5 protein-coding genes and 1 pseudogene are annotated in these 7,537 nt (G+C 33.8%); 2 read left to right on the top strand and 4 right to left on the bottom strand.

Annotated features, from left to right (window positions below; all coding sequences use genetic code 11):
- A pseudogene (locus CBF29_RS13420) lies at positions 1-404 on the top strand (hypothetical protein); the annotation flags it as partial.
- A 285-nt stretch (positions 405-689) separates the two neighbouring features.
- On the opposite strand, the gene CBF29_RS13425 reads toward CBF29_RS13420, so the two are convergent.
- From CBF29_RS13425 to CBF29_RS13440, 4 genes are read right to left on the bottom strand one after another with little or no spacing between them, the layout of a single operon-like run.
- Complete coding sequence (locus CBF29_RS13425) at positions 690-1,136, bottom strand: PTS sugar transporter subunit IIA (protein WP_126810216.1); 447 nt, start codon at positions 1,134-1,136, stop codon at positions 690-692.
- 6 nt (positions 1,137-1,142) lie between these two features.
- Positions 1,143-2,198 carry a PTS fructose transporter subunit IIC gene (locus tag CBF29_RS13430; protein ID WP_126810217.1) on the bottom strand — a complete coding sequence of 352 codons (1,056 nt, stop codon included), beginning with the start codon at positions 2,196-2,198 and terminating at the stop codon, positions 1,143-1,145.
- Positions 2,199-2,209: 11 nt separating this feature from the next.
- Positions 2,210-2,527 (bottom strand): PTS fructose transporter subunit IIB, encoded by a 318-nt coding sequence (locus CBF29_RS13435; RefSeq protein ID WP_126810218.1) that lies wholly within the window; start codon positions 2,525-2,527, stop codon positions 2,210-2,212.
- Positions 2,528-2,539: 12 nt separating this feature from the next.
- Complete coding sequence (locus CBF29_RS13440; RefSeq protein ID WP_126810219.1) at positions 2,540-5,197, bottom strand: glycoside hydrolase family 38 N-terminal domain-containing protein; 2,658 nt, start codon at positions 5,195-5,197, stop codon at positions 2,540-2,542.
- Between the two features lie 190 nt (positions 5,198-5,387).
- Between CBF29_RS13440 and CBF29_RS13445 the strand changes: the two genes are divergently transcribed.
- Positions 5,388-7,325, top strand: coding sequence for a BglG family transcription antiterminator (locus CBF29_RS13445; RefSeq protein ID WP_170170087.1), 1,938 nt, complete (start codon positions 5,388-5,390; stop codon positions 7,323-7,325).
- Positions 7,326-7,537: the final 212 nt, after the last annotated feature.

Raw genomic sequence — 7,537 nt, forward strand, 5'->3', positions numbered from 1 at the left:
AACATGCACCTGATTTTCAACATTTACCTGAAAATTTATGTTTTGATGAATTTAAGTCAGTTAAGCATGTCACAAATAAAATGAGCTTTATTTTTTGTGATGCTGCCACACGAAAGATAATTGATATCTTACCCAATAGATTACAGAAGACTCTACGTGATTATTTTTCCATATATTCCCTCAAAGCACGGGTAGCTTTTATGAAGAAGTTGTTTGGTACTGATTACGAAAAAATGAAAGACTATCGTAAGTTAAAGAGTTACTGGCGGTCGATGTTAAAATCAGCGACTCATCTTAATTACCAAGACTATTCGTATCAACGTTTATTCAAAAAGCCGATGCCTGAAACAGAGATTGTGGATTACTTGCTTTCCCTTGACCCCACTTTAAAAGCAATCTATTAGCTCTATCAAGAGCTGCTTTATTACGCTCAAAATAGTAAAATAATATTTTTTGAGAATTTCACTTTTCACAAATTTTTGTACTTTATTAAAAAACTAGAGAATTTTTATTTGTAGTGACCTCCAGATGTTAGATTTCTGGTCTAACTTTTGGGGTGTGCTTCAATTCTCTAGTCCACATTAGTTTTTTGATTTTGTTTTTCCAATATCAGCTTACAAAAATTCTTAAAAAGCCAAAATTATTATTGTCATATTCTTATCGTAATTTTAATTACTTGTGAAACAGTTTTATCTTTGATTCAACCCTTCTAATTGGCGTCGACATTCTTCCGGAGTTTGTACACGTAACAACTGCTCTCTAAACCCTTGGTTTGTGAGTTGTCTAGCTAACTTTGAAAGTATTTTTAGATGCTGATTATCAATATTTTCAACTGGAACAAAAATACCAAATATGATTTGAACATCCTTATCTTCGTTCCATTCTATTTTTCGTTTCAATCTTATGAGGACAACAGATGCTTCTAAAACACTATTAGACTGAGTGTGAGGTATGGCTATTCCTAATCCCATGGATGTTGAGGCCTCCTCTTCACGGTGGTAAATATCAGCAATCAATTGATACTTGTCAGTAATTCGATTTTGTTTGATTAAAATATCCGCAAGGCAATCAATTATTTCTTCCTTACTCACTAACTCTATATCCAAATAAATTAAGTCTTCTGTAATAATCTCCATATTCAGTTACCCCTCATTTTGCTCAAGTTCATATTCCTCATCATTTTTTGTTAGAAAGAAAATAATTGCTACCGCAACAGCTGTTCCAATAACAAATGACAACAAATACAAAGGGATATTACTTACAAGTGGTAATGTTTCCAGCCCGCCGATTGGAGCAGACAGGGTAATTCCCATTGCCGCTGTTGTCGCGCCTGTTACTGCTGCTCCAATACATAATGCCGGAAGAATTTTTTTAGGTTTAGCAATCACGTAAGGAATTGCTCCCTCCACAAAAAACGCTAACCCCATGATATAGGCTCCAACTTTCGCTCCCCGTAAATTCGGACTGAATTTTTTTGGGAACAGCGTTGCAGCAACAGCGCAAGAGGTACTGATGACCATTGCACTGCTTCCACAAGCTGCCATGATAACACTTGGTGTCGGATCTCCAGCAGCATTTGTGAGTGTAGCCACTGAAAATAGATATGCTGTCTTATTGATTGGTCCTCCAAGATCAAGTGCTAGCATCACGCCAATGACTGCTCCAATTAAAATGGCACTTACTTCATTCAACGCTACTAACATACTAGTCAATCCATGATTGATTGGCGAAACTATAAAGTTTATGCCAATCATTGCCAACGCAGACAAAATAAGTCCGCCAATCGGAAAAATCAGCATTGTTTTTATTCCTTCAAGTGAACGTGGCAGTGTTCTGGTTACTTTTTTTAATAAAACAATAACAAAACCTGCAATAAAACCGGCAGCAATTGCTCCAAGAAAACCTGACCCACCATCCCTTGCCAGCATACCGGCTACTATTCCAGGAAAAATAGCCGGTTTGTCCCCAATAGAATATGCAATAAAACCAGCTAGTATTGGGAACATCATACCCATCGCTAGCCCCCCGATTTCTGACAGCCATGCTGCTAATGCAGTTGAAGAACCGAAATTTGCTGAAGAAGAGTTCTCTATATCAATCAGGAAAGCCATGGCAGTGATAATTCCTCCCCCTGTTACAAATGGAAGAAAATAGGACACGCCTGTCATAAGATGTTGATAGATTTTTTTTGTATTCATAATAATCCTCCCTAATATATATCAAGTTTATCTGCATCAAGTTGAGAAAAAATCTTCTCGCCGTCACGTATAGCATCAGATACCGAAACTTCTATTAATTTTTTCCCTCTGAACCGCTCCATTTCTACTCGAGTATCTGCTGCAATTATCACATAATCAGCCTCAATAATGTCCTTATCTGTCAAACTGTTCTCTACTCCTGAGGAACCATTCGTCTCAATTTTTACTTGATACCCTCTTTTTTTGGCTAAGTTTTCTAAATTTTCTGCCGCCATGTATGTGTGGGCGATTCCGGCGGGACATGCACACACTCCTATAATTTTTTTCATTTTAATCTCTCCTTATTTTGATAGTCTAATATTACGCAATTCTCCCGGGTAAAGCTTTGAATCCTTATCTGACAACTCTATCTGAATAGTTTCCTCCAAATTTGTGATATACATTTCCTCAGACAAAATTTCTCCCTCAATCTCTCCAAGCTCTATCTCTTTTGGTTCACAATTAAATACCCGTAAAATATAGGCGTTAGAATTATCTGATTTAACAATTGAACCAAAGACGCTTTCTCCATTTTCTATACTCAAAAGTTTGTATTGAAAAGGCAATTTCTTGTTGAAAGCATTTGTAGGAAAATAATCTATCGGATTAATCGATTTGTCGAAATCTTGTTTCTGATAGACAATTGCCTCTTTTGCATATTCAGTATACATTCTAAATGTTTCATTTGGATTAAAAGCTTTCTGATAACTAAATGCCAATTCAAATTTATTCTTGTATTTCATTTGACAATTTGGTGTTTCAAAAATCATATAATCCAAACCGCTGGGTCGTCCAGGTCGTCTGTTCAAGTCTGGATACCCCAAAGCACCGTATGATCTGAAGATTGTCACTCCTATATCTTTAAAATTTTCATTTACAAATTCATATTCCTTGCTGCTTCTCGTAAAAACCGTCATGGTTTCATTGGCATGAACAGCAGAGACATGGTTCAAAAGTGGAAATATAGGACTAGGCTCTTCAAAGTAATTTAGTTCTTTCCATTTCTTTTGTTCTAGGCTAGAAGTTTTTCTTTCAATAATACTGTACTGTGTTCCAGCAGTAGAATGAGTATTCCCTTTTACTCCAGTAAAGATAAGCCGTACACGATGCTGTTCTGCCTTATTGTCAAATTCTCCCGATAGTTTTATCAATGAAGATTTTTCCTCAAGTGTTATCTTGATTTTATATGGCATTAACGAGGAAAGTTTTTTCTTTTTCCGCTCTTTTAAATCCATTGGAATACTCATTTCACCTGTTAATGTCAAACTTTTCACTAAGGAGGAGTCGACATATTCCGCCTTTCCAGATTCTAAATAATCATTGATTTTCCAATCCTCACTTGGATACGAATAATCAAAACTATCACCTTCATCACCAGAATCTTCGATGTAAACCACTTTTTCATGGAGTTCTTTTGTCTTTTTATCTAGAACTGATATGCCAGTTTCAGTCTGATAAATTCTATAATATTCATTTTCAATAGCATATTTGCTTGGCGTCATCAAACTGTAAGGTGATGGTTTTTCCTCGTCCACTAAATATACCCGATAAGATAATCCTTCCAAATTACTTGCACGAAAATAAATATCTGTTTCATAATAATTTTTCTCCGCTCGTATTTTTTTAGGATCTTTTCTCAACACATCATTATTCTTTTTTTCAGACCGAATAACTATGTAATCAACGTCATGACCATCAATTCTTAGTGAAAATTTTTCATTCTTAGTAAAAATTTTCGCTCTAACAATTTCATCACGTAGGTAAGGCAGTGTATTTACTACAATTAACGGCTGCCCCGACTTCCCCTCCATGTCCAGTGAAAGTGACATCAGTTTTAATAAATAATATTTATGTGAAAGCACAAAATTCAAAGCATTCTTTGTTTCTCTTTCAATGTAGTCATTTGTTTCTTCTGTAAGATTTGCTGAAGAGTGCGTTTGACAAAGAATCAGTGTTTCCCAAGCCTTATCCAATAGTCCATGGCTGTATTCGATACCTAGACTATCCAGCAAAGTCATCATAGGTTGCAATTCATACGTAAGAATTCTTTCGCACTTGTCCTGTAGAGCTTTCACATCCGCCCTTGCAGAATAAATGGAGCGATGAACGCGATGATATTGTGTTGAAATCAACTCATGGCGATGTGTTTTGATTCCTTTCCCATGTTTTCTGATTTTTTCAAAAAAATCTTTCCATGTTATCTCTACAAATTCAATTGCATTCTGCTTATTATTGTAGTAATCAATTTTTTCACTTACGTTATGAATCATCGGATTTTGATCAAATCCTAGAGGAAATACAAACTCATTTTCGATAGTTGAATATGATAATAAACGATTAACTAACTGTTTTATGTCTATTTTATTGTAATCTACTGCATCGTCTGTAAATAAAGTTCCTTCCTTAAAAGCATAACAGCCGTAACCATATCCGGCAATCATCGTATAAACCAGCAGCTTCGAGCTATCATTGGATTCTAAAATAAATTCGCTTCCTAGTTCATATTCATCTCCTACCCCTCTCGTGATAACGAAATCTTCAATTCCAAATTGATTGAATATTTTAGGATAATCTACCGAATGTCCAAATGAATCTGGCAAATAAGCTACTTTTGATGCCCCACCCAATTTGTTCGCGGACTTTATACCTAATCGTAAATTATTAATTACTGATTCTCCACTTGTGATAAAGCTGTCCAGCTGAGAATTAAAAGGCCCAATCACTAATTTTCCAGTCTCTACATATTTTTGTATTCGTTTTTGATCCTCTGGGAATAATTGAATATATTCATCCACAGGTGCCGTTTGCCCATCTAAAAAGAAACAATCCAATGTCCCGTTATCAAATGCCTCTAATATTTCTTTCATATTATAAGCAAATTGAACACTTGCATCTTGAGCGGTAAAATACCAGATTAAATCCCAATGAGTATGATGAATACAATTAGCAGTTTTTTTCATGAATAGTGCTTCCTCCGTTCTACTATTTATTAATCCTAGAATATCCCAAACACATTACAGGAGTAAACGGCTTTAAACACTAAAAAATTGCAACATCAAAAGTAAATGTTGCAATTTTCAAAACTGAAATTTTAGTCTTTACTTGTTATAATAAATCTAAGGAAGCATGGGAAAATATGGGGTGTTGAATATGAGAAGAATGAAAAAAATACATGAATTAGTGCAACATTTAATCAATCAAAAAGATTATGTAACTGCAAATAATTTGGCAAAAATAATCGACGTCTCTCCTCGTACTATTTATAATTATTTGGAGTCAACCGATTTTTCCAATCTTATTCATCACAACGAAATTGAAAAAACCCCTAACCTTGGGATAAAAGTTTCTTTGAGTAATAATCGTAAACTCAGCATTTTGGCAAAAATAAAAAAAATGTCAATCCTGCCGATAGCAAATAATAATTATGATGATTTTACTTTTATCATGATCCACCTATTCCTTTCTCAGGACTATTTGACCTACTCCTTTATTGAAGAAAACATCTATAAGTCGCCTTCCAGTATCCATAATATAATCCAAGAAATTGAGATATTTGTGTCAAAATTTTCATGTGAACTGGTTTATCTACGAAATCAAGGTTTTAAATTAATTGGTCCTGAACAAGATATCCGCAGTTTATTTCTTTTTACTGTAACAAACTATATAAGTGTGGAAAATCAAATAACTCAAGATTCCCGTATTTCAACACGTAATGAGACAATTTTAGATTCATTCTTTTTTCCAGATGAAAAGGCATCACTTATCCAATTAGCAGAACTAAGTGAAGCAGCAATGAACAACAATATTTGCGAAAATGACTACAATCTTCTCTTATTATACTTAATGATTATCATCATTAGAATTAGAAATGGATTTATAAGCGGTGAGGAAGAAAATAAGCAAATCGAAGAAAGCATAGAGTTTCAGTATGCTGTTTTACTTAAATTTCACATAGAAAATAAATTTGATATCAATGTTCCCAAAAATGAATTGTATTACCTAACTCGTATTTTAATGTCCACAAGAAAACAAGTCAATGTGATCGCATATTCAAAAGAAAACAAAGTCATCAGTCAATTCATTCTATTAGTCAGCAAGCGGTTAAACATTGACTTAACTAATGATCAAGAATTAACCAGGAATTTACATACTCATCTAAGACCGGCAATCAACCGGATGAAACAAGGGATTCCGTTCAGTAACCCCTTGCTGGATCATATAAAAAATGATTATACGGAAGTCTACCTATCAGTTCTAATCGCTATTGATGATTTAGAAAAAATGGAAAATATTTATTTCGATTCAAATGAAATTGGTTATATTTGCCTTCATATTATAGCTGCCATCAATCGACCGGAAAATATTAACTCCTTAAAAACAGCTTTAATCTGTAAAGAAGGGTTATCAATTGAACAATTTTTAAAAAATATTATAGAGTCTTATTTTAAAGAAATTGAAATTATTAAAGTGTACCGTACAAATTCTCTAGCGGAATTAGATTTTCAAAATTATAATCTCATTATCAACAGTTCACAATTTAATTTAGATATTCCTAACATGGTTTCAATTACTCCTTCGTTTACAGATGAAGACTTTTCCAAATTGAAACACTTTATAACTTTTACCAAAATTGAAAATGAGGTCAATAAAAATTATCTACAAAAGTTTTTGTTGTTTTTTCAAAAAGAAATACCATCTCAAGATGATTTTATTAAAAAAAGTTGTTCCTATCTATTCAGTAATCGATTTGTAACTGAGCTTTTTGCTGAAACGGTCTTCAAAAGACAAAAGCAAAGCTCAACCTACATAGCCCGTGGTATAGCTGTTCTTCATGGGTCAAAAGAAGAAGTCATACAACCTGCTGTTATGATTGTTAATTTAAAAAAAGAAATTGATTGGGAAGGATACAAAGTTAAAACGGCTATTTTTATTATTTCAAATGACACAAACTCCAGTGTTTTTAGCCAGTTATTAAGACAAATCATGAGAATTGCTTCTTCTGATCAACTAACTAACAGATTACATACTTGCAAGAATGTAGATGATGTATACGATCTGCTAGAAGAAGTTAAACTGAACAAAATATAAATCATGAATTCTTTTCTCATACTGGTCGATTGGAAGCCAAGCAGTTCCATTTCCGGGCTAAAAATAAAAAACAAACATTATTAAACCTGGATAATTCATACTTATTTGAAAAAACAAGATAAACACTTTTGTGACGGTGTTTATCTTGTTTTATTTTAACACCCTTTGGGTGTACAAAAAGAGCCCCAATCTGTTATGGTTAAAGCGCCTAA

The sequence above is a fragment of the Vagococcus elongatus genome (genome assembly GCF_003987645.1).
GTDB lineage: Bacteria > Bacillota > Bacilli > Lactobacillales > Vagococcaceae > Vagococcus_A > Vagococcus_A elongatus.

What these genes read in the sequence shown, in the direction of transcription:
- CBF29_RS13425 (WP_126810216.1), bottom strand. Translation starts at nt 1,136, where the DNA reads ATGGAGATTATTACAGAAGACTTAATTTATTTGGATATAGAGTTAGTG.
- CBF29_RS13435 (WP_126810218.1), bottom strand. Translation starts at nt 2,527, where the DNA reads ATGAAAAAAATTATAGGAGTGTGTGCATGTCCCGCCGGAATCGCCCAC.
- CBF29_RS13445 (WP_170170087.1), top strand. Translation starts at nt 5,388, where the DNA reads ATGAGAAGAATGAAAAAAATACATGAATTAGTGCAACATTTAATCAAT.
- CBF29_RS13430 (WP_126810217.1), bottom strand. Translation starts at nt 2,198, where the DNA reads ATGAATACAAAAAAAATCTATCAACATCTTATGACAGGCGTGTCCTAT.
- CBF29_RS13440 (WP_126810219.1), bottom strand. Translation starts at nt 5,197, where the DNA reads ATGAAAAAAACTGCTAATTGTATTCATCATACTCATTGGGATTTAATC.